The sequence below is a fragment of the Stenotrophomonas sp. genome (genome assembly GCF_050737075.1).
GTDB lineage: Bacteria > Pseudomonadota > Gammaproteobacteria > Xanthomonadales > Xanthomonadaceae > Stenotrophomonas.
Window position 1 is genome coordinate 63,981 of the sequence record NZ_JBOHXV010000005.1, and the last position, 20,111, is coordinate 84,091.

Annotated in this window: 18 protein-coding genes and 1 pseudogene; 10 read left to right on the forward strand and 9 right to left on the reverse strand. The window is 68.8% G+C overall.

Annotated elements, in window-relative coordinates; translation table 11 throughout:
* Positions 1-99: 99 nt before the first annotated feature.
* The 4 genes from ACREPD_RS02150 to def all read right to left on the reverse strand — a co-directional run bounded on the left by ACREPD_RS02150 (position 100) and on the right by def (position 4,725).
* Positions 100-1,824: an ArnT family glycosyltransferase gene (locus tag ACREPD_RS02150; protein ID WP_431597761.1), complete on the reverse strand. Its 1,725-nt coding sequence runs from the start codon at positions 1,822-1,824 to the stop codon at positions 100-102.
* A gap of 23 nt (positions 1,825-1,847) precedes the next feature.
* On the reverse strand, positions 1,848-3,188 hold the full coding sequence (gene rsmB / locus ACREPD_RS02155) for a 16S rRNA (cytosine(967)-C(5))-methyltransferase RsmB (protein WP_431597762.1): 1,341 nt from the start codon (positions 3,186-3,188) through the stop codon (positions 1,848-1,850).
* A gap of 1 nt (position 3,189) precedes the next feature.
* Positions 3,190-4,113: a methionyl-tRNA formyltransferase gene (fmt, locus tag ACREPD_RS02160; protein ID WP_431597763.1), complete on the reverse strand. Its 924-nt coding sequence runs from the start codon at positions 4,111-4,113 to the stop codon at positions 3,190-3,192.
* 99 nt (positions 4,114-4,212) lie between these two features.
* Complete coding sequence (gene def / locus ACREPD_RS02165) at positions 4,213-4,725, reverse strand: peptide deformylase (RefSeq protein ID WP_431597764.1); 513 nt, start codon at positions 4,723-4,725, stop codon at positions 4,213-4,215.
* A 125-nt stretch (positions 4,726-4,850) separates the two neighbouring features.
* On the opposite strand from def, the gene ACREPD_RS02170 reads away from it, so the two are divergent.
* From ACREPD_RS02170 to ACREPD_RS02210, 9 genes are all read left to right on the forward strand, one after another.
* A complete protein-coding gene (locus ACREPD_RS02170; RefSeq protein WP_431597765.1) occupies positions 4,851-5,984 on the forward strand; it encodes a LysM peptidoglycan-binding domain-containing protein in 1,134 nt (377 codons plus the stop codon).
* Positions 5,985-6,109: 125 nt separating this feature from the next.
* Positions 6,110-7,249, forward strand: coding sequence for a DNA-processing protein DprA (dprA, locus tag ACREPD_RS02175; protein WP_431597766.1), 1,140 nt, complete (start codon positions 6,110-6,112; stop codon positions 7,247-7,249).
* Between the two features lie 42 nt (positions 7,250-7,291).
* Positions 7,292-7,765, forward strand: a complete 474-nt coding sequence (locus tag ACREPD_RS02180) for a DUF494 family protein (protein WP_421569766.1) — start codon at positions 7,292-7,294, stop codon at positions 7,763-7,765.
* A gap of 37 nt (positions 7,766-7,802) precedes the next feature.
* Positions 7,803-8,579 (forward strand): pilin, encoded by a 777-nt coding sequence (locus ACREPD_RS02185; protein ID WP_431597767.1) that lies wholly within the window; start codon positions 7,803-7,805, stop codon positions 8,577-8,579.
* A 37-nt stretch (positions 8,580-8,616) separates the two neighbouring features.
* On the forward strand, positions 8,617-9,540 hold the full coding sequence (locus tag ACREPD_RS02190; protein WP_431597768.1) for an RDD family protein: 924 nt from the start codon (positions 8,617-8,619) through the stop codon (positions 9,538-9,540).
* Between the two features lie 189 nt (positions 9,541-9,729).
* Positions 9,730-12,231 (forward strand): DNA topoisomerase I, encoded by a 2,502-nt coding sequence (locus ACREPD_RS02195; protein WP_431597769.1) that lies wholly within the window; start codon positions 9,730-9,732, stop codon positions 12,229-12,231.
* A 67-nt stretch (positions 12,232-12,298) separates the two neighbouring features.
* On the forward strand, positions 12,299-12,859 hold the full coding sequence (locus tag ACREPD_RS02200; protein ID WP_431597770.1) for a Sua5/YciO/YrdC/YwlC family protein: 561 nt from the start codon (positions 12,299-12,301) through the stop codon (positions 12,857-12,859).
* Between the two features lie 54 nt (positions 12,860-12,913).
* A complete protein-coding gene (locus ACREPD_RS02205) occupies positions 12,914-13,717 on the forward strand; it encodes a DUF4124 domain-containing protein (RefSeq protein WP_431597771.1) in 804 nt (267 codons plus the stop codon).
* 24 nt (positions 13,718-13,741) lie between these two features.
* Positions 13,742-14,467, forward strand: a complete 726-nt coding sequence (locus tag ACREPD_RS02210) for a hypothetical protein (protein WP_431597772.1) — start codon at positions 13,742-13,744, stop codon at positions 14,465-14,467.
* Between the two features lie 7 nt (positions 14,468-14,474).
* Here the strand turns inward: ACREPD_RS02210 and ACREPD_RS02215 are convergent, their stop codons facing one another.
* On the reverse strand, positions 14,475-15,251 hold the full coding sequence (locus ACREPD_RS02215; RefSeq protein ID WP_431597773.1) for an SDR family oxidoreductase: 777 nt from the start codon (positions 15,249-15,251) through the stop codon (positions 14,475-14,477).
* A gap of 164 nt (positions 15,252-15,415) precedes the next feature.
* On the opposite strand from ACREPD_RS02215, the gene ACREPD_RS02220 reads away from it, so the two are divergent.
* Positions 15,416-15,631, forward strand: coding sequence for a hypothetical protein (locus ACREPD_RS02220; protein ID WP_431597774.1), 216 nt, complete (start codon positions 15,416-15,418; stop codon positions 15,629-15,631).
* Positions 15,632-15,738: 107 nt separating this feature from the next.
* On the opposite strand, the gene sppA is transcribed toward ACREPD_RS02220, so the two are convergent.
* The 4 genes and pseudogenes from sppA to ACREPD_RS02240 form a co-directional block, all read right to left on the reverse strand.
* Positions 15,739-17,643 (reverse strand): signal peptide peptidase SppA, encoded by a 1,905-nt coding sequence (sppA, locus tag ACREPD_RS02225; protein WP_431597775.1) that lies wholly within the window; start codon positions 17,641-17,643, stop codon positions 15,739-15,741.
* 85 nt (positions 17,644-17,728) lie between these two features.
* Positions 17,729-19,099 carry an MATE family efflux transporter gene (locus ACREPD_RS02230; protein ID WP_431597776.1) on the reverse strand — a complete coding sequence of 457 codons (1,371 nt, stop codon included), beginning with the start codon at positions 19,097-19,099 and terminating at the stop codon, positions 17,729-17,731.
* A gap of 94 nt (positions 19,100-19,193) precedes the next feature.
* Positions 19,194-19,766, reverse strand: a complete 573-nt coding sequence (locus ACREPD_RS02235; RefSeq protein WP_431597777.1) for a DUF3106 domain-containing protein — start codon at positions 19,764-19,766, stop codon at positions 19,194-19,196.
* Positions 19,759-20,111 (reverse strand): annotated as a pseudogene (locus ACREPD_RS02240) (hypothetical protein); the annotation flags it as partial. The gene ACREPD_RS02235 and the pseudogene ACREPD_RS02240, both read right to left, overlap by 8 nt.

The window sequence follows — 20,111 nt, forward strand, 5'->3', positions numbered from 1 at the left end:
AGCGGGAGGTGGGCGTCGGTACGTCAATGGATCCGGCCCGGTATCAGCGAGCGGGTCGCATTGTCGCCGATCGGTCTGTAATGATCCATGAGCCTGCGGCTATTGCTCGTCGTCATCCTTGCCCTGCTCACGGCGGATGCGGGCCAGCTCGACGGCGCTGGGGCGGCACTGCCCCTCGAAGGCGTGCGCCGGCACCAGCCACCAGCCACGCCGGTTGGCCACACCGACGCGTTCGGACTGGCGGCGATCCACGCACGTCAGCATGGCCGCCTCCTGCACCAGCAGCCAGCGCCGCGCCGGGTCCTGCGCCTGCCACTCGCGGCCGTCCTGCAACTGGCGATACCAGCGGCGCCTGAAGCCGAATGTGCGCACCGGGCGGTCGGACATCAGCAGGTTCTGCTCCTTCCAGCCGACCAGGCCCAGCTCGGCGTCCGGGCCGATCCGCTGCCCGGTCTGGTACATCAACCCGCGCGCGGAGCTGGAATCATTGAACAGCGGGGAGCCCACCAGGCCATAGGCCACCCAGGCCAGGGCCAGGATCGACACCACCGCCCAGTGGAACCGGCGCCGGCCGCTGAACGCCAGACTCACCAGGCCCCAGCTGCCCAGCACGAGGGCAACCCAGCCCAGCGTGGCGGTCAGCCCGCCACTGACACCTCGCTCGAAGATCCACCTGCGCTCGAAGCCCGGGTCGCCGGCCAGCATCGCCACGCCGATGCCCAGCAGCGCCAGGGTGAGCAGCGCGGCGAAGCCGCCCAGCACCCATTGCACGTCGCGCCGGCGCAACAGGCCCGGCAGCAGCGGTGCCAGCGCCAGGCAGAACATCGGCAGCGCCGGCAGGATGTACACGTCGCGCTTGCCGTGCGGAATGGAGAAGAACAGCAGGATCAGCAGCCACCAGCCGAGCAGCAGCAGGTAACGCGGGTCGCGCCGGCGCAGCCGCCGCCACCAGGCCGGAATGGCCCAGGGCACCAGCAGGAACGCGGGGATCCACATCGAGGGCATGACGCCCAGGAAGTACCACCACGGATTGTGGTGGTCCCAGGATTGCGCGTAGCGCTTGGCCGTCTGCTTGAACAGAATGTCGTTCATGTAGGCGCGGTACTCGGCCAGGCCGCTGCTGGTGGCGGTCACCACCATCGGTACCAGCCACAACGCCACCGCCAGCACGAAGGCCAGCGGCCCCAGCCAGAACCGCACGTCGCGCAGGTGCAGGCGCAGCCGCGGCCAGCCCAGGGCCGCCGCGATGATCGCCGGCACCAGCATCAACAGCGCGATGAAGCCCACGCCCTTGGTGATGACGCCCAGCCCGGCGGCGAACCAGCCCAGCCACCACCAGCGCCAGGCCGGCCCGCACAACAGGTGGCGGAGCAGCCCGTAGTTGGCCAGGGTGATGAAGAACACCACCAGCGGATCGATCTGCGCCCGCTTCGACTGGAAGGTGAAATGCACCGCAAACAGCAGCGCCCAGGCGGCGTACAGGCCCACCTGGCGGGTCCACAGGCGGCGGCCCAGGTCGTACACGCAGGCCAGGGTGCCCAGCGCGGCCAGCAGGGAGGGCAGCAGGAACGCCACCCGCCAGTTGCCCAGCACGGTGAACAGCGTGGCCTGGAACCACATCAGCATGGGCGGCTTGTCCGAGTACAGCTCGGTGCCGCGGTGCGGGAACAGCCAGTCCCCGCTCAACACCATCTGTTTGGCCACCAGCGCGAAGCGGGGCTCGTCCGACGGCCAGGGATCCCGCATCCCCAGGCCCGCCCCGATGACCAGCAGGGCCATCAGGGCAAGCAACCAGAACTCTCGGGACGCGCGGGTTTTCAGCATGGGCGCGATTCTAACGGGGGGAACTAGCCCTTCTTTAGCAGACGCGCATAGAAGAAACCGTCAGCATCGTGCTCACCCGGCAGGCGTTGGCGACCGGCCCACGAATCATGGCCGAAGGCGTCACCCAATGGCAGGAATCCCGCGCGGGGCGTGCGTTGCAGGAAGGCTTCGACCTGGAACTGGTTTTCTTCGCGCAGGATCGAGCATGTCGCGTACAGCAGGGTGCCACCGGGCGCGAGCATGCTGAAGCAGGCGTCGAGCAGGCGTGCCTGCAGGGCCACCAGCGCCTCGATATCGGTCGCGCGGCGATGCACGAGCACGTCCGGCTGGCGGCGGATGATGCCGGTGGCCGAACACGGGGCATCGAGCAGGATCACATCGAACGGCTGCCCGTCCCACCAGCTGGCCGGGTCGGTCGCATCGGCCGCACGGACCTGCGCCTTCGCGCCCACGCCGGTGCGCGCGAAGGTGTCGCTGATGCGCTTGAGCCGGCGCGGATCGATATCCAGCGCCAGCAGCTGCAGGCTGGGGTCGCGTTCGAGCAGGTGCGCCGACTTGCCACCCGGCGCCGCGCAGGCGTCCAGCACGCGCGCCCCTTTGGGCACCGCCAGCGCATCGGACACCTGCTGGGCGGACAGATCCTGCACCGACAGCGCGCCCTCGGCGAAGCCGGGCAGGGCCGACACGGCGACCGGCACCGGCAGGCGGATCGCATCGGCGCCCAGCGCGCTGGCCTCGGCGGCGATGCCGGCCGCCTCCAGTTTCTCCAGCATGGCCTCGCGGGTGCTCTGCTGGCGGTTGACCCGCAGCCACAGCGGCGCGGCCAGCAGGCTGGCGTTGAACACGTCCGCGGCCTGATCGGGCCAGTCCTGCTCGATCATCTCGGCCAGCCACAGCGGGAACGCGTCGCGCGCCGGCAGCGGCGGAATGCCTTCGCGCTGGGCGCGGCGCAGCAGCGCGTTGACCATGCCGGCCTGGCGCTCGCGCCCCATTGCGCGGGCCGCCTCGACGGTGGCCGAGAGCGCTGCATGCGCCGGCAGGTCCAGCGCATCGAGCTGGGCAAAGCCCACCAGCAGCAGCGCGCGCAGCTCATCCTCGCGGGCGCCGAGCGGGCGCGGCATCCAGCTGGCCAATGCGGCGTCATAGGCGGTGCGCCGGCGCAGCACGGCAAAGCACAACGCCTCCAGCAGCGCGCGGTCGCGGCTGTCGTCCAGGGTCGGCAGGGCGGTGGCCAGCTCGGCCTTGAGCGAACGGCCGCGGCCGATCACCTGGGCCAGCACGCGCGCGGCGAGCACGCGCGTGGGAACGCCCGGGGCCATGGCGGACGACGAGGGCGACGGCTTGGTCTGGCGGGGCTGGGTCATCTCAGCGCCCCACGATCAAGTCGCGGCGGGCATTGAGGTAGTCGGCCGCGGTGATCGCCTTGCCGCCGTCGCGCTGCAGCACGCGCAGGCGCAGGGCGCCCTGCCCGCAGGCGATGTCGATGCCGTCGCGGCCGGCCGCCAGCAGGGTGCCCGGGGCCTTGCCCTGGTTGTCGGCCAGCGCCACCGCGCCGTGGATGCGCACGCGCTCCCCGGCCAGCTGGGCCTCGGCGATGGGCCACGGGTTGAAGGCGCGCACCGTGCGCTCCAGCACCTGGGCCTCCTGCGACCAGTCCAGCCGGGCCTCGGCCTTGTCCAGCTTGTGCGCATAGGTCACGCCCTGCTCGGGCTGCGGCTGGGCGATCGGCTTCAGGCCGGCGCGCAGCAGGCCCAGCCCATCGGACAGCACCTGCGCGCCCAGCTCGGCCAGGCGGTCATGCAGCGAGCCACCCAGTTCACCGGGCTGGATCGGGGTGTGCTGGCGCAGCAGCACCGGACCGGTGTCCAGCCCGGCCTCCATCTGCATCAGGCACACGCCGCTTTCGGTATCGCCGGCCTGGATGGCGCGCTGGATCGGCGCGGCGCCACGCCAGCGCGGCAGCAGCGAGGCATGCACGTTCCAGCAGCCATGCGTGGGAATGGCCAGCACGGCCTTGGGCAGGATCAGCCCGTAGGCCACCACCACCATCAGGTCCGCCTGCAGGTCCCGCAGCTGCTGCCGGGCCTGTTCGCTCTTGAGCGATTCGGGCTGGAACACCGGAATGCCACGCGCGATCGCTTCGAGCTTCACCGGCGAGGGCGCCAGCCCACGGCCACGGCCGGCCGGGCGGTCCGGCTGGGTGTACACGGCCACCACCTCATGGTGGCGCGCGGCGGCGCGCAGCGAGGACACGGCGAACTCCGGCGTACCGGCAAAGACAATCTTCATGGCGTTCCCACTTGCAGAAAGAAAAACGGCGCCGGGGCACGGCGCCGAACAACCGGTCGCAGGGCGCGGAAAGGCCGCGCCACCGCGCCCGCAGCCAGGTCAGGCAACGTGCTTGCGCGACTTGGCCAGCTTCTTGCGGACCATCTCGCGCTTGAGCGGCGAGAGGTAGTCGATGAACAGCTTGCCGTCCAGGTGGTCCATCTCATGCTGTACGCAGACGGCCAGCAGGCCGTCGGTGGTCAGCTCCTGGGCCACGCCCTGGCGGTCCAGGAAGCGCACGGTGATGCTGTCGGCGCGGGTCACGTCGGCGAAGATGCCGGGCACCGACAGGCAGCCCTCCTGGTAGACCTGGCCGCCTTCGCGGGTCACGATCTCCGGGTTGATGAACACCCGCGGGGTGTCCTTCTCTTCGCTGACGTCGATGACCATGAAGCGCTTGTGGACATCCACCTGGGACGCGGCCAGCCCGATACCGGGGGCCTCGTACATGGTCTGGAACATGTTGTCGATCAGTTCCTGGAAGGCCGGCGTGGTCACTTCGGCAGCGTCGATCAACGCCGCCTTGGTGCGCAGGCGCGGGTCCGGGAACTCGAGAATGGGCAGGATAGCCATGACAAATACCGTTGAGGGGCGCCCTTATAGCGGCGTACGTCGCAATTCTATCGCCAACGCTTGCCTTGCGCCCCGGTTTCTGGACTATAGTGCTCGAACCTGTTGGGGAATCAGGCACCACACCTATGTTTGAAAGAACTCGTACGGTCGTCGCTGTCGCGATGCTGACCGTGGCTACCTATGCTACCGCCGTTGAAGTGAATGGCGGGCACCCGGAAACCTATGTTGTCCAGAAGGGCGACACCTTGTGGGATATTTCCGCGCGCTTCCTTAAAAAGCCGTGGTTGTGGCCGGAAATCTGGCAGGCCAACCCGCAGGTCAAGAACCCGCACCTGATCTACCCGGGTGACGTGCTGAGCCTGGCCTACCTGGACCGCGTCGTGGCCCAGCCCGGCCCGCGCCAGGACGCGCCGATCAACGCGATCCCGCTGAGCCAGGTCGAACCGTTCCTGAAGCAGCTCAGCGTGGTGGACGAGATCGACTCGCTGCCCTACGTCGTTGCCCTGGAAGACAACCGCCTGCGTGCCACCACCGGCCAGACCGCCTATGTGCGTGGCCTGGACGGCGCACAGGTCGGCCAGCGCTGGGCCGTGGTCCGCACCACGGTGCGCTACTCGCTGCCCAAGCCCACCGAGGATCTCACCGCCAATGGCGATGTGACCCCGGGCAGCGGCAACCTGTGGAAGAACTTCGTGGCCGCGCCCAGCAAGCGCAACGAAATGCTCGGCTACGAGCTGGCCCAGCTGAACGTGGGCACCGTGGTGAAGCTGCCGGACGGCAAGTCGGAAGTGACCACGCTGGCGCTGCAGGGCCAGGTTGACGGACGCGAAGTGCGCGCCGGCGACCGCCTGGTGCCGGTCGAGGCCAACCCGTACGACCTGCAGTTCTTCCCGCATGCACCGACCGCCCAGATCGAAGGGCTGGACATGCGCGTGCTGGCGGTAACGGACATGTACCTGGCCGGCGGTCCGCGCGACGTCATTGCGATCTCCGCGGGCAGCGCCAACGGCATCGACAACGGCACCGTGGTGTCGCTGTGGCGCCAGGGCCGGCATGTGGCCCACCGCATGCAGTACCCGAACTCCTCGCGCATGGACGACTCGCTCACCACCGGTGCCGGTCGCGTCTCCCTGCCCGATGAGTACGCTGCCCATGCCATGGTGTTCCGCACGTTCGACAAGGTCAGCTATGCGCTCGTGATGCAGGGCGTGAAGCCGGTCCTGGTCGGCTATTCGGCCAAGCACCCCGACGCGCAGTAACCGCGCGGGTCGTTACACCGACCCCGCAACGCGGTAGGTACCGACCGTTGGTCGGTACACATTCCGACGCAACAACGAGACGGCGCCCCAGGGCGCCGTCTTCGTGTGCGGGCTAGCCTGAGCAGATGCCCGATGACCTGCCTTCTCCCCACGAGGCGCTGCTGCGCCTGATCCTGGCCGGCGGCGCGCTGGCCCCACGCCGCACCCTGCTGGGCCGCTTCGGCGACGCCGCATCGGTCCTGCGCGCCGGCCCCACCGCCTGGCGCAGCGCCGGTTGCAACACCGAGCAGTGCGCCCGGATCGCCATCCCCGACCACGCCGCCGTGGGCCGCTGTGCCGCGTGGTTGATGGCACCCGACCGGCACCTGCTGGGCATTGGCTCGGAGGACTACCCCAGCCTGCTGGCCAGCACCGACGAGGCCCCGCTCGCGCTGTTCGTGCAGGGTGACCCGACCGCGCTGTGGCACCCCGCTGTGGCGGTGGTCGGCAGCCGTACCCCCTCACCCAGCGGTGCCGAGCTGGCGGGCGAGTTTGCGGGCGCCCTGGCCGGCAGCGGCCTGTGCGTGGTCAGCGGCCTTGCCGCCGGGGTCGATGCCCGGGCCCATCAGGCCGCACTGGACGTTGCCGACGGCCGTACCGTGGCGGTGGTGGCCACCGGCCTGGACCTGACCTTTCCGCCCCGGCACGCGGCGCTGCACGCGCGCATCGCCGCGCGGGGGGCGGTGGTCAGCGAATACCCGCCAGGCACCGCGGCGCGGCCCGGCCAGTTCCCGGCACGCAACCGCATCGTGGCCGGGCTGACCCTGGGCACCGTGGTGATCGAGGCAGCGGCGCGCTCGGGTGCGCTGATCACCGCCCGGCTCGCCGCCGAGGCCGGGCGCGAGGTCTTCGCGCTGCCCGGCTCGGTGCGCAACCCGCGTGCCCGCGGCTGCCACCGGCTGATCCGCGACGGCGCCCACCTGGTGGAACACCCCGACGAGGTCATCGCGGGTGTAGCCGGGCTGGCGGCCAGCCTGGGCAAGGCCTTGCGTTTGCGCCTGGATGCCCCAACTGAACAGGCACGGACAGCGCGCGGACGCGTCCCACCTTCCCCCGAACCGGACTACCAGCGCTTGTGGAAAGTGCTGGACGACAACCCAACCTGTATGGATTCACTGATCCAGCGCAGCGGATTGACGGCGGCCCGGCTGTCGGCCATGCTTCTGATCATGGAACTGGATGGAAAGGTGGTCGCCAACCATGGCCGCTACTGTCGAAAACCCTAGTTTCTTCACCTCCACAGCGTCGTTGACGCAGGCCGAGGGGCAATGAAAGAGAGCATTCTGGACGTCCTGCTGTACCTGTTTGAACACTACTTCAGCGAAGACGCGGACCTTGTCCGTGACCGCGATTCCCTCCAGAACGGCCTCATACAGGCCGGCTTCAGCCCCACCGAGATCAACAAGGCGTTCGACTGGCTCGATGCCCTTGCCGAACAGCGTCCGGCCGTCACCCTGGCCCGCGTTGATGGCCCGGTGCGCATTTTCCACGGCCCGGAACTGGACAAGCTGGACGTTGAAGGCCGCGGCTTCCTGATGTTCCTGGAGCAGCACGGCATTCTGGACGCCAACCAGCGCGAGCTGGTGCTGGACCGCGCCATGGCCCTGGACCAGGACGAACTGGACCTGGACGACCTCAAGTGGGTGGTGCTGATGGTGCTGTTCAACCAGCCCGGCGCCGAGGCGGCGTACGCCTGGATGGAAACACAAATGTTCGTGGACGAACCGGAACCGCTTCACTAAACGTACACTGAGTGCCCAGCGCATTCAGGAGCGGACCGTGGGCCAGTGGTTCTATGCAGAAGGAAATCGTCAGCAGCGTGGGCCGCTGACGTCTGAGGAGTTGATCGCGCTGTACCAGTCCAGCCGCATCGCGCTGGATACGCTGGTGTGGCGCGACGGGTTGGCGCAGTGGCAGCCGCTGCGCAGCGTGGCCGACGAGATCGGCCTGGTGATCGCACCGCCGCCGGCGGTGGATCCCGCGCCGCAGGCAGGGCCCACCCCGCCCCCCATCATCGAACCGGTCGCCCCGTCGCCGCCGCGCGTTCCCGGCTTCGACGTGCCGACACGCACCCCGGCGCCGCCGCCGACCTACACCCGCACTGCGGCGCCTCCGCCCCCGAAGAAAACCTCCGGCTGCCTGATCATCGGGCTGGTGGTGGGGCTGGTGGTGCTGGTCGTGTTCGCCATTCTTGCGGCCATCGCCCTTCCCGCCTACCAGGACTACGTCAACCGCGCCAAGCTGGCCAATGCGGTGAGCATCCTGTCGCCGCTGAAGACACAGGTGGCCGTGTTCGCGCAGGAAAACAACCGCTGCCCGGTCAATGGCGATGAGGGCTTCCTCAGCCCCACCGCCTACGCCACCGAAGGCGTGGGTGCGGTGCGCATCGGTCGCTTCGGCGAAGGCAAGTGCGGCGTGGAAATCGAATTCTCGATGCCCGGCAAGCGCGCGTTGGACGGCAAGATGCTCTGGTACGAGTACGACATCGAACGCCAGGAATGGAGCTGCAGCAGCGACGCCGACAGCAAGTACATGCCAGCCCAATGCCGCAGCTGAGCAGCAGATCACTATGGACGACAAGGGGATGCACGCAATGACTGAGTGGTATTACGCCGACGGCCAGGACCGCCAGGGTCCGTTGATGGTCGAAGAGCTTCGCCAGCGCTTCCAGCGCGGGGAAATCAGCCTGACCACGCTGGTCTGGCGCGAAGGGTATGCGCAGTGGAAGGCACTGTCCGAAGCGGTGGAGGAGCTGCAGCTGCAGAACCTCACCAGCGCGGCCAGCAACCTGGGCAGCGGGTTCGACCTGCGCGGCGACTACACCGCCATCGACAACGGCACCGCGCCGCTGCCGGGCACCGCGGGCGGCACCTACTCGCCGTATACCGCGCCGGGCGCCACCGCCAGCTACGGCTCGGCCGTGGTCAGCGGGGGCGAGGTGGTCTATGCCGGCTTCTGGAAGCGCGTTGCCGCCTATCTGGTGGACTACATCCTGCTGACCGTCACCTCGGCGATCATCGGCGGCGTCATCGGCGGGGTGATGGGGTTTGCCATGGCCGGCGGCTCCAGTGCCTCAGCCATCGAATCCGCCGCGCAGGGCGTGGGCATGCTGCTGGGCATCATCATCGGCGTGGCCTACTACGCCTCGTTCCACTCCTCGCGGGGCGGCGCCACGCTGGGCAAGATGGTGGTCGGCATCAAGGTGGTGCGCTCCGACGGCGAGCGGCTCACCCTGCTGCGCGCCATCGGCCGCTACTTCGCCGCCTTCCTGAGCGGCCTGATCCTGTGCATCGGCTACCTGATGGCGGCCTTCACCGATCGCAAGCAGACCCTGCACGACATGATCTGCGACACCGTGGTGGTCGACCGCTGGGCCTTCACCGAGCAGTCGCACCTGCAGCGCCATGAGCTGGGCACCGCCACCATCGTCATTCTGGTGCTCGGCGGCCTGCTGACCGTGGGCATGCTGGTGCTGGCAGTTGCCATGATCGGCATCTTCGCCTCGTCCATGTCCTGACCCACCCTCACACCGGGCCGCTTGACACGGGCGGCTCCGGCGTGATTCCTCTACTAGGCGCAAAACCTGAACGCCCGGCGCATAACCGGGCGTTCAGCGTATGGAAATCGACGGCTGCCCTTCACTAATGCGGCCATTTGCTCCACCCTAGCGCCCTCCCCCGGGCTGCTGCCCACAGAATTCAATGACATGCCCAAGCACCTGCTCATCGTCGAATCGCCCGCCAAGGCCAAGACGATCAACAAATACCTCGGCAAGGACTACACCGTCCTGGCCTCGTATGGGCATGTGCGCGATCTGGTCCCGAAGGAAGGCGCGGTCGACCCCGACAACAACTTCGCGATGCGTTACGACCTGATCGAGAAGAACGAGAAGCACGTCGACGCCATCGCCAAGGCGGCCAAGACTGCCGATGACATCTTCCTGGCGACCGATCCGGATCGCGAGGGGGAGGCCATCAGCTGGCACATCGCCGAAATCCTCAAGGAACGGGGGCTGGTCAAGGACAAGCCGATGCAGCGCGTGGTCTTCACCGAGATCACCCCGCGCGCCATCAAGGAGGCCATGAGCCAGCCGCGCGCCATCGCCGGTGACCTGGTCGATGCCCAGCAGGCGCGCCGCGCGCTGGACTACCTGGTCGGCTTCAACCTGTCCCCGGTGCTGTGGCGCAAGGTGCAGCGCGGCCTGTCCGCCGGCCGCGTGCAGAGCCCGGCGCTGCGCATGATCGTCGAGCGCGAGGAGGAAATCGAAGCCTTCATCGCCCGCGAATACTGGAGCATCGACGCCGCCTGCGCGCATCCCTCGCAGCCCTTCAATGCCCGCCTGATCAAGCTGGACGGCCAGAAGTTCGAGCAGTTCACCGTGACCGACGGCGACACCGCCGAGGCCGCCCGCCTACGCATCCAGCAGGCCGCGCAGGGCAACCTGCACGTCACCGACGTGGCCAGCAAGGAGCGCAAGCGTCGCCCGGCAGCCCCGTTCACCACCTCCACGCTGCAGCAGGAAGCCTCGCGCAAGCTGGGCTTCACCACGCGCAAGACCATGCAGGTCGCGCAGAAGCTGTATGAAGGCGTGGCGATCGGCGACGAGGAAGGCACCGTCGGCCTGATCTCGTACATGCGTACCGACTCGGTCAACCTGTCGCAGGACGCGCTGGCCGAGATCCGCGATGTCATCGCCCGCGATTACGGCATTGCCGCCCTGCCGGACAAGCCCAACACCTACCAGACCAAGTCCAAGAACGCCCAGGAAGCGCACGAAGCGGTGCGCCCGACCTCGGCGTTGCGCACTCCGGCGCAGGTCTCGCGTTTCCTGACCGACGACGAGCGCAAGCTGTACGAGCTGATCTGGAAGCGTGCCGTGGCCAGCCAGATGATTCCGGCCACGCTCAACACCGTCAGCGTGGACCTGTCGGCCGGCAGCGAGCATGTGTTCCGCGCCAGCGGCACCACCGTGGTGGTGCCCGGCTTCCTGGCGGTCTACGAGGAAGGCAAGGACAACAAGAGCGCCGAGGATGACGACGAGGGCCGCAAGCTGCCCGCGATGAAGCCCGGCGACCGCGTGCCGCTGGACCGCATCATCGCCGACCAGCATTTCACCCAGCCGCCGCCGCGCTTCACCGAAGCGGCGCTGGTCAAGGCGCTGGAAGAGTATGGCATCGGCCGTCCGTCGACCTATTCGTCGATCATCCAGACCCTGCTGTTCCGCAAGTACGTGGAGATGGAAGGCCGCAGCTTCCGCCCGTCCGACGTGGGCCGTGCGGTCTCCAAGTTCCTGTCCAGCCACTTCACCCAGTACGTGGACTACGACTTCACCGCCAAGCTCGAAGACGAGCTCGACGCGGTGTCGCGCGGCGAGGAAGACTGGATCCCGTTGATGGCCCGCTTCTGGGAACCGTTCAACCGGCTGGTGGAAGAGAAGAAGGAATCGGTGGATCGCGCCGAGGCCAGCGGTGCCCGTGAACTGGGCACCGACCCCAAGACCGGCAAGCCGGTCAGCGTGCGCCTGGGTCGTTTCGGGCCCTACGCGGCGATCGGCAGCACCGCCGAGGACGCCGAGGACAAGCCCAAGTTCGCCTCGCTGCGCCCGGGCCAGTCGATGCACACCATCAACCTGGAAGACGCGCTGGAGCTGTTCCTGATGCCGCGCGCGCTGGGTGAGGACAAGGGCGAGGACGTCAGCGTGGGCATCGGCCGCTTCGGCCCGTTCGCCAAGCGCGGCAGCACCTACGCCTCGCTGAAGAAGGAAGACGACCCCTACACCATCGATCTGGCCCGTGCGGTGTTCCTGATCGAGGAAAAGGAAGAGATCGCGCGCAACCGGATCATCAAGGAATTCGAGGGCAGCGAGATCCAGGTGCTGAACGGCCGCTTCGGCCCGTACCTGAGCGACGGCAAGATGAACGGCAAGATTCCCAAGGACCGCGAGCCGGCCTCGCTGACCCTGGCCGAAGTGCAGCAGTTCATGGAAGAAACCGGCAAGCCGGTGCGCAAGGGCTTCGGCAAGAAGGCTGCCAAGAAGGTCGTGGCCAAGAAGGCGCCGGCGAAGAAGGCCGCAGTCAAGAAAGAGCCGGCGGTCAAGAAGGCAGCGGTGAAGAAGGCCGCTGCGAAAAAGGCGCCCGCGAAAAAGGCCGCCACCAAGAAAGCGGCCACCAAGAAGGCCGCAGCGAAGAAGGCCGTAAAAAAGGCCTGAAAGCGGTAGCGCCCGACCGTTGGTCGGGCGAACATGATCACGTCTTCCCTGCTCGCCGGTGTCCGCCGTGAATGAACTGACCGTCGACTCCGCCCTGCCCGTGCTGCGCACCGGCGGGGTGATCGCCTACCCCACCGAAGCGGTCTGGGGCCTGGGATGCGACCCGCGGCACGAGGCGGCGGTGATGAAACTGCTGCGGCTCAAACAGCGCCCCATCGAGAAGGGCATGATCCTGGTGGCGGCCGAGCTCGCCCAGCTGGACGAGTGGGTGCGGCTGCAGGCACTGCCGCCCGCGCGCCAGAGCGAGGTGCTGGCCAGCTGGCCGGGGGCGCATACCTGGATCCTGCCGGCCGGGCCCCGCGCCCCGCGCTGGATCACCGGTGAACACAGCGGCATCGCGGTCCGGATCAGTGCCCACCCCCTGGTGGCCGCACTTTGCCGCGCATGGGGTGGCCCGCTGGTCTCCACCAGCGCCAACCTGGCCGGCAAGCCGCCGGCACGCACCCGTGCCGAGCTCGACCCGGCGCTGCTGCCGCTGCTGGATGGCCTGATCGACGGGGACACCGGCGGGCTGGCCCAGCCCACGCCGATCCGAGATGCGTTGAGCGGCCAGATCCTGCGAACCTGAGCGCCCGCGCATGCGGCTTTTGCGCGCGCGCCGGCAAAGCCGCACACTGGCGGCATGCGCCGCCCCTCCGCCCCTTGGCTGACCCTGTTGCTGCTGTGTGGCAGCCCGCCGCTGGCCGCCCAGGACACCGGCAGCGTGCGCGTCTATCGCTGCGTGGGCAGCAATGGCGCCGTCTCGCTGCAGGACGCGCCGTGCCGCGACGGGCGCCAGGAAGTGCGCGACATGCAACGCCCGCGCGATCCGCCCCCGCGTGTCGTACGCAGCGACCGCGACCCGGCCACGCCCGCTCCGGCACCGCCCGAACGCGAGGTCCGCTACGTCCACGTGCAACCGCCGCAACCGATCTACGAGTGCATCCGCGACGACGGCAGCCGCTATACCAGCGACACCAGCGAAGGCAATCCGCGCTGGGTGTCGGTGTGGACCAGCGCCTGGTTGCCGGGACGCGGACACGGCGGCGGCCCGCCGGGGCCACGCCCGCTGCCGCCGGTCATGCCGATGGGCAGCGGGAGCGGCAGCAGCAGTGGCTCGGTGAGCGCCAGCGGCGGCTCGCTGTCGGTCTCCGGCGGCGGCTCGCGGGTCGGTGGCAGCCTGACCATCGGCGGTGGCAGCTCGCAGTGGCAGAGCGAGGGTTCTGCGTTCCCGGGCAGCCGCCAGGACGTGGTGATTCCCGCCGGCAACGTGCTGGTGCGCGACCAGTGCCACCCGCTGCCTGCCTCGGAGGTGTGTTCGATCCTGCGCGATCGACGCTTTGAACTGGGCCGCCGCTACAACAGCGCGCTGCAGAGCGAGCGCGACGCCATCAACCGCGAGCAGCGCGGCATCGATGCGCGGCTGGACCGCGACTGCCGCAATTGATCGATGGGGTTGTATCCTGCGCCGATGAAATCCTGGTGCCTCCTGCTGTTGTGCGTGACGCTCCCGGCGATGGCCGACGACGGCGTCGTCTTCCGCTGCACTGATGCGAACGACACCGTAACGGTGCAGGGCAAGCCCTGTCCTTCCGGCAGCCACCAGGTCATCCAGCGCATGAATGCCGCCCCCGCGCGTGCCGAGGTGTCGGTGTCCACCAGCACCACGCCAACGCCACCCCCGGCGCCGACGCAACCGATCCAGCCGCTGGCGCCAGCGGCGCTGCCGCCGCAGGTGCCCGGCAAGGCGCGACCGATGGAGCGCGTGATTTCCGAGGCGTACCAGACGCCGACCGGCACCGCCATTCTGGACAGCGCCAACCTGCCCAAGCCGGGCGACGTTGCCACCGTTGCCGGCGGGTCGGACAAGCCGCCACTGCCGGATATCTACCAGTGCCAAAGCGCCGATGGCGGCCGCTACCTGAACGAGCGTGAGCCTGCCCCGCCGCACTGCGTGCTGCTGTCAGTCACCGGGCTCGGTGGAGTTACACCGGTCAACGCGGCCAGCTGCGAAGTGATCCGCGACGACTGCCAGCTGCTCGCCGACGATCAGCGTTGCAGCGCCTGGCAGCAGCGCTTCCGCGACGCCCGCGGCCGCGAGCGTTTCGCCTCGCCTGACAGCCTCGCCGGCGCCACCGCCGAACGCACGCGCCTGCAGGCGGTGCTGGCGGAGAGCAATTGCGCCGTGCCGCAATAACAACGGGTTAAAACCCGTAACGGAGAAAACCGCCATCCACCGCGATGCATTCGCCGGTGATGTAGCTGGCGGCGGGCAGGCACAGGAAACCCACCGCGGCGGCCACTTCCTCGGGCTCACCGATGCGGCGCATCGGCGTGCGATCGATCACCTGATCGTAGTAGTCCGGGTCCGAGAGTGGGCCGGAGGTGCGCCGGGTGCGGATGTACCACGGGGCCACCGCGTTGACCCGGATGCCGTCTTCGGCCCACTCCACCGCCAGGTTGCGGGTCATCTGGTGCATCGCCGCCTTGGTCATGCCGTACACCGCGCCGCTGCGTACATGGGTCAGCCCCGAAACGCTGCCGACGTTGACGATGGCCGAGGCCGCATGCCGCGCGAGCAGCGGGTGCGCGTAGCGCGACAGTTCAAAGGCCGAGAACAGGTTGGTCTCGAAGATCCCCCGCCACTCGTCTTCGGTGTATTCGGTGGCCGGCTTGCTGATGTTGCCGCCGGCGTTGTTGATCAGCAGGTGCAGCCCGTCGCTGTGATCTTCTACCCAGTCCAGGATCTCGCGGCGGTCCTCGTCGTCGGACACGTCTGCCGACAGCGCGTGGATCTCGCGATCGGGAAAGGCGTCGGCCAGTTCGTCGCGGGCTACTTCCAGCGCGTCGGCGTCGCGTCCCACCATCAGAAGATCGGCGCCGAACCCCAACAGCTCGCGGGCAATCGCAAGGCCTATGCCGGCACTGGCACCGGTGATCAATGCGGTCTGTCCATCCAGTCGCCAACGCTGCGCGCTCACCTGCTTCTCCTGCCTCGGGGCTGCGCCCCGCGATTCATGCGCAGGGCACCGTGCGCCGCGCTGCGGGCAGGATAGCCCGCATGCCGGTGCGGCGCATCCCATCACACACAGGCTGGCAAACCGGTTCTACACTGCGCGTTCCCGGGCTTGCTTGCGAGGTTGCCATGCTGATCCGTACCGCCCTTCCGCTGCTCGGCCTGCTCGCCCTGAGCGGCTGCAGCCGCCCCGTGCCACCGGACCCGGACAAGCGGCCGGAACCGCAGGCCACCGCGCTGCGCGACGCCATGCAGCAGCCGCTGGACAAGGCCAAGGCCGCACGCGACACGCTGGAGAAGGCACCGGACACCAGTGCCGCAGACAACGCCGAATCCAATCGGTAGATCACTACCGTTGGTGGTGATGACGCGATAAGAAAAAAACCCGGCCGTGGCCGGGTTTTTCGTTTGTTCGGCGTCACCACCCACGATGGTGACCTACCGCATCCGAATCACAAGCCGCAGAAGCAGTACGCCAGGGCCTTCACCGGGGCGCTGCCGCGCGGGTCGCGGGCGGCGTCTTCGACGAAGCGCAGCTGGGTGTCCACTTCCGGCATCGAGCGGGCCAGCATGATCCGCGCCACGCCCGATTCGCCCAGCATCCAGGCACCGGCGTGGGAGCCGGCGAAGCCGCTGAGGAACTGCGCGAACGGGGTGGCGGCCTTTTCGATGTAGCGCACGCGCACCTTGTCCGGGCCGCCCAGCTTGGCGCGGGCGGCGGCGTCGGCAACAGCGGCCTTCAGCCCACCGAAGGCATCGACAAGACCGCGTTCCTTTGCCTGCGCACCGCTCCACACACGGCCACGGGCCACTTCATCCACGGCCTCGACCGGCTTGTTGCGTGCGTCGGCAACCTTGCCGGTGAAGTCGGCGTAGCCCTTGTTGATCACCGACTGGATGACCTGGCCCACGGCCGGGTCCATCGGGCGGGTGATGTCGAACGCGCCGGCGAAGCGGGTGGTGCCCACGCCGTCGGTGTGCACGCCGATCTTGTCCAGCGAACGCGACAGGTTGGGGATCATGCCGAAGATGCCGATCGAACCGGTGATCGTCGACGGGTCCGCATAGATGCGATCGGCGTTCATGCTGATCCAGTAACCACCGGATGCAGCCAGGTCGCCCATCGACACCACCACCGGCTTGCCGGCGGCCTTCAGCGCCACCACTTCACGGCGGATCTGCTCGGAGGCGAACACTTCACCGCCCGGCGAATCCACGCGCAGCACCACCGCCTTCACGTCCTTGTCGTCGCGCGCCTCGCGCAGCAGGGCCGAGGTCGACTCGCCGCCCACGCGGCCCGCCGGCAGGTCGCCGCCGGCAATCTCGCCCGACGCCACCACCACCGCCACCTGCGGACGCGAGTCCACCGGCGAACGACGGGTATCGAGCTGGGACAGGTAGCCGTCCAGGTTGATGCTGCGGAAGCCGCCGTCGGCGTCTTCGTCGGCCACGCCGCGATCGGCCAGCAGGTCTTCCACTTCCTCGCGCGTCTTCAGGCCATCCACCAGCTTCTGCTGCAGGGCAAACTTGGCCAGGTCGCCACCGGCGGCAGCGATGCCCTCCGGCATGGTGTCGATGCCGGCGGCCAGCTGCGCGGCGTCGAGCTTGCGTGCCTTGGCGATATCGCCGAGGTAGCGCTGCCACACGTCGTTCATCCAGAACAGGTCGGCTTCCTTGGCCTGCGGCGACGCCGCATCCAGCACGTACGGCTCGGCGGCGGACTTGTATTCGCCCACCTTGAACAGGTGCACGTCCACGCCCAGCTTGTCCTGCAGGCCGGTACGGAAGTACTGGCGGTAACGGCCGAGGCCTTCCAGCACCACACCGCCCATCGGGTCCAGGTAGATCTCGTTGGCCTGCGCGGCCAGCAGGTACTGCCACTGGCTCATGTTGTCGCTATAGGCCACGATCTGCTTGCCCGACGCACGCAGCTCCTGGAGCGAGGCGGCCACTTCACGCATCGAGGCGAAACCACTGGGCTGCAGCTTGTCCAGCTGCAGCACCACGCGTTCGATCTTCTTGTCGTCGCGCGCCGCTTCCAGCGCACGCACCAGGTCGCGCAGCTGCACTTCCTCGGCGCTGTTGTCGCCAATGGCCTTGGCCAGCGCGCGGCTGACCGGGTCGGCGCTGAACTGCTCGACCAGCCGACCTTCCGGCGCGATCACCAGCGTGGTGCGGTCTTCCAGCGCCTTGCCGGCGCTGGCGCCCTTGCCCATCGCAATGACGAACAGCACCAGCACCAGGAACAGGAAGCCGAAGAACAGCAGGTTCAGGATCAGCCTGCGGGTAAAGTTCATCACATCCCACAGCCCGATGAAGAAGCTGGCCACGGGGTTGCGACGCGCGGGTTGGTTCATGGGGAAAACTCCAGTTGGCATCTTGCCGTGGTAGCAGCATAGCCGGTGCCGGCGCGGCCGGCATCGGACACAAGTCAGGGGGTCGTCAGGCAGCCGTGGCGAGGCTGTTACCGACACGTCGGCTGCTGACATGCAGCCGCCAGGCCATGAGGATCGCGGCCGCCGTCAGGCCCAGGATCAGGCCCAGCCACATGCCCTGCGGGCCCATGCCCAGGCCCAGCCCGAGCCCGGCGCCGAGCGGCATGCCCAGGCCCCAGTACGAGAACATGGCGATGAACATCGGCACGCGGGTGTCTTTCAGGCCGCGCAACGCACCGGCCGACAGCACCTGGATGCCGTCGGGGAACTGGAAGGCGGCCGCATACAGCAGCAGCGTCGAGGCCAGCGCTGCCACGCCCATGTCGGCGGTGTAGACCCCGACGATGGCGTCGTGCCCGAACAACAGCACCAGCGCCGACAGTGTCTGCGTGCCCAATATGATGACCAGCCCGGCGATGGACGCACGGCGCACGCCCAGCCCATTGCCACTGCCGACGGCATGCCCCACGCGCACGGTGGTGGCCTCGGCCACGCCCATCGGGATCATGAAGCAGAGCTGCGCCACGTTGATGGCGATCTGGTGCGACGCCGCCTCGGTGGCGCCCAGGCGGCCGATCAGCAGCGCGGTCACGATGAACAGCCCACCCTCCATCAGCACGGTGATGCCGATCGGCAGGCCGGTGCGCAGCAGGTCCCAGATTGCCGACCAGCGCGGCAGCTCGAAATGCGAGAACAATTCCAGGTGCGCGAAGCGCTTGGTCTTCCACAGGTAGCCGGCGAAGCACAGCGCCTGGATCCACATCATCGTCGCCGAAGCGATGCCCAGGCCCTCGGCGCCCATTTCCGGGAAGCCCAGCTTGCCGTAGCAGAGCACATAGCCCAGCGGCGCCAGCACCAGCAGGCCGCCGAACCCCAGCAGCATGGTCGGCAGCGTCCAGTGCATGCCCTCGCTGAGGTAGCGCATGCAGAAGTACAGCGTCAACGCAGGGCCGCCCCAACGCACCGCGTGCAGGAACGCGGTCGCGCCCGGCACGATGTCCGGCGCGATGCCGAACGCCGGCAGCAGCGGCGGCACCATCGTGAGGAAGGTGAACATGATCAGGCCCAGGCCGAGCGCCAGCCACAGCGCCTGGCGGAACAGCGGCCCGATCTCGCGCTCGCGGCCGGCGCCGTGCAGCTGCGACACCGAGGCGGTGAGCGAGATCAGCGTGCCGATCGGAATCAGCATCGGCAGCCACAGCAGCGCGGTGCCGATGGTGACGGCTGCCAGCGTCTGGGTGCCGTGGTGGCCGGCGATGACGTTGTCGACGAAGGAGATCAGGCCGGTGGAGATATGGCCAAGGACCAGCGGCAGCGCGAGCAGGCCGGTGGCGCGCACTTCCCGGGAGAGGGTCGGCGTGGAGGTAGCGGTAGACATGGGATCACGGACGGCAACTACGGCAGCGCGCGGAGGGCACAGGCACCGGGTTGCGGCCGGTCATCTTACGCGAATGCCGCGGTCCGGGCGCCCGTCAATGCCCCACGTGTTCGCGCAACCAGGCATCGCGCCCGCCCGGGGCCAACGCCAGGAACTGGCTGCGAACCTCGTCGCGCTCCTGCGGCGGGGTGCGCTGGGCCACCAGGGTGAGCTGGGCCAGCTGGTCCACGCTGAGCTGGCGCAGCGCTGCCAGGGCCGGCTCCCGCTGCTCGGCGGGAAGGAAGCCGAACAGGCCCTGCAGCTTGGGGAACTGCTGGCCCAGCTGCGGGCCCAGCCGCCAGCCGTCGCGGAAGCGCTGGTCCTGTTCGTTGAACGTGGCGCGCAGCGTCTGCTGCTGCGCGGCCGGCAACGCGGCCACCCTGCGGGCGGCGTCGCGGATGCGGGTCCGTTCGGACTCGGGCAGCGCCTGCCACTGGGCATAGCGGCTGCGCAACTCGCGCAGCTGCGCCGGGTCGAGCGCGGCGGCCGTGGCGGGAATGGCCGGGGCCGTGGTCGGCGTAGGTGCCTGGGCGGGAACCGGGGCCGGCAACGGCAGCGGCTGCGGCGCGGCCTGGCTGGTTGCGGCCAGGCTGAGGCTGAGGCCCAGCAGCAGAATCGACTTATTCATCGGAGGCAGCCGTCTCCAGGCCGGCGGTGGCGGGTTCGGGACGGCTGGGCTGGGGCTTTGACTCGTCGACCGGGACCGGGCCACCGGCCGCGAACCACGCATACAGATCGGCATCGCGGGCCAGGGTCAGCTCGGGGTCGGCCAGCATTGCCGCATCGCTGGCGGCATGGGCCGGGTCGGCGGGCGCGGTCACCGGCAGATCGTCGCCAGGCAACGTCTCGACCGCGACCGGATTGTCGGTGGAGACCGCACCGTCGGGCACGCTGGCTTCCGGTGGCGGCGCCTGGCGCTGGTGCTTCCACCAGGCGGCGGCGCCCAGCAGGGCGCCCGTGGTGACCCCCAGGA

What these genes read in the sequence shown, in the direction of transcription:
- def (WP_431597764.1), bottom strand. Translation starts at nt 4,725, where the DNA reads ATGGCTATCCTGCCCATTCTCGAGTTCCCGGACCCGCGCCTGCGCACC.
- ACREPD_RS02235 (WP_431597777.1), bottom strand. Translation starts at nt 19,766, where the DNA reads ATGAATAAGTCGATTCTGCTGCTGGGCCTCAGCCTCAGCCTGGCCGCA.
- ACREPD_RS02220 (WP_431597774.1), top strand. Translation starts at nt 15,416, where the DNA reads ATGCTGATCCGTACCGCCCTTCCGCTGCTCGGCCTGCTCGCCCTGAGC.
- fmt (WP_431597763.1), bottom strand. Translation starts at nt 4,113, where the DNA reads ATGAAGATTGTCTTTGCCGGTACGCCGGAGTTCGCCGTGTCCTCGCTG.
- ACREPD_RS02195 (WP_431597769.1), top strand. Translation starts at nt 9,730, where the DNA reads ATGCCCAAGCACCTGCTCATCGTCGAATCGCCCGCCAAGGCCAAGACG.
- dprA (WP_431597766.1), top strand. Translation starts at nt 6,110, where the DNA reads ATGCCCGATGACCTGCCTTCTCCCCACGAGGCGCTGCTGCGCCTGATC.
- ACREPD_RS02190 (WP_431597768.1), top strand. Translation starts at nt 8,617, where the DNA reads ATGACTGAGTGGTATTACGCCGACGGCCAGGACCGCCAGGGTCCGTTG.
- rsmB (WP_431597762.1), bottom strand. Translation starts at nt 3,188, where the DNA reads ATGACCCAGCCCCGCCAGACCAAGCCGTCGCCCTCGTCGTCCGCCATG.
- ACREPD_RS02150 (WP_431597761.1), bottom strand. Translation starts at nt 1,824, where the DNA reads ATGCTGAAAACCCGCGCGTCCCGAGAGTTCTGGTTGCTTGCCCTGATG.
- ACREPD_RS02210 (WP_431597772.1), top strand. Translation starts at nt 13,742, where the DNA reads ATGAAATCCTGGTGCCTCCTGCTGTTGTGCGTGACGCTCCCGGCGATG.
- ACREPD_RS02180 (WP_421569766.1), top strand. Translation starts at nt 7,292, where the DNA reads ATGAAAGAGAGCATTCTGGACGTCCTGCTGTACCTGTTTGAACACTAC.
- ACREPD_RS02170 (WP_431597765.1), top strand. Translation starts at nt 4,851, where the DNA reads ATGTTTGAAAGAACTCGTACGGTCGTCGCTGTCGCGATGCTGACCGTG.
- ACREPD_RS02230 (WP_431597776.1), bottom strand. Translation starts at nt 19,099, where the DNA reads ATGTCTACCGCTACCTCCACGCCGACCCTCTCCCGGGAAGTGCGCGCC.
- sppA (WP_431597775.1), bottom strand. Translation starts at nt 17,643, where the DNA reads ATGAACCAACCCGCGCGTCGCAACCCCGTGGCCAGCTTCTTCATCGGG.
- ACREPD_RS02205 (WP_431597771.1), top strand. Translation starts at nt 12,914, where the DNA reads ATGCGCCGCCCCTCCGCCCCTTGGCTGACCCTGTTGCTGCTGTGTGGC.